Below are 1,344 nucleotides of genomic sequence, written 5' to 3'. Positions count from 1 at the left end.
GTCTTATCCTCTCCTAATTCTCTAGCCAAATCATAATAGTTTAATATACCCCCGCCTTGCCCATGAACAATGAACCATTGACTATCCTTGTTTGTTCCATTTTGAATTGGAATTAAACACTCACTGTCTATTCCTTTATTCCTACTTATTACATCACTTAATTGTTCAATAGTAGCCTTTTGAAATAATAAACTTAATGGCAGTTGCACATTAAACATTCTCTTGATATTTTCGAATAACTTTAGTCCCTTAAGAGAATGACCACCTAATTCAAAGAAATTATCATTTATACCAATATTATTTACGCCTAATATACTACTCCAAATATCAATTAAACTACTATCTATTTCATTTCTTGGTGGTACATAATTACTATTGCCCAGTGTATTTAGCTTCGGTAACTTACTTCTATCTATTTTCCCATTTTGTGTTAATGGTATATTGTGAATTGGTATGAGTTGTTGAGGTATCATATAATGTGGTAACTTTGTTGCCAAATATGCTCTTACCTCTGGAATAGGAATATCTTTTTCGGTAACTACGTATGCACATAAATACTTTTCTCCAGCTTCATCTTCTTGATCTATTACTACGGCCGTTTTGATTGTCTCATATTTTAACAAACTCGCTTCTATCTCACCTAGTTCTATTCGATATCCCCTTATTTTTACTTGATGATCGACTCGGCCCAAGTATTCAATGTTACCATCAGGTAGCCACCTTGCTATATCTCCTGTTTTATATAGTTTCTCACTAAGTTCAAATGGATGATCAATAAATTTATCTGCTGTTAATTCTTTTCGATTGATGTATCCTCTAGCTAACCCTATGCCAGAAATACATATTTCACCTGGAACACCTATAGGTTGTATCCTGTGAAATGAATCCAATATATAAATTTTAGTATTTAACAATGGCGAACCTATCGGTACGTTTTGTGTTGTAATTTCTTTATCACTCTCATATCGATAAGATGTACAACAAACTGTAGCCTCTGTAGGTCCATATCCATTTAATATTTGGAGGTTCCCCCTAAATAGATGATCGTATTTTGCGAGTAATTCTGTTTTAATGGGTTCTACTCCCACAAGTAGCTTATTTAACACTATCTTCTGGTTATCTCTAACAAAATAATCATATATTTCATTTAATAAAGTAGGTGGAATATATGATAATGTAACCTGTTCTTCAAGAATGACTTGTACAAGTTTTGATACATCAAACTTCTCACCTTGATAAATAGTCATTCTTGCGCCATATATCAATGGGACAAATATCTCAAAAATAGTAACATCAAAAGAGATACTACTAGAGAATAGAACGTTATCAGTTATCCCTATATCT

The 1,344-nt window shown here is 32.6% G+C and carries 1 protein-coding gene; it reads right to left on the bottom strand.

Annotated features, from left to right (window positions below; all coding sequences use genetic code 11):
* Positions 1-1,344, bottom strand: a 1,344-nt coding sequence (locus tag ABWK52_RS29195; RefSeq protein ID WP_353772370.1) for a non-ribosomal peptide synthetase, incomplete at both ends; no start/stop codon positions are given.

Source organism: Bacillus sp. AP50, assembly GCF_040492675.1.
In the GTDB taxonomy this organism is placed as follows: domain Bacteria; phylum Bacillota; class Bacilli; order Bacillales; family Bacillaceae_G; genus Bacillus_A; species Bacillus_A cereus.
The sequence above is the reverse complement of the archived record's forward strand: the minus strand, read 5'-3'. Positions and strand labels throughout refer to the sequence as shown.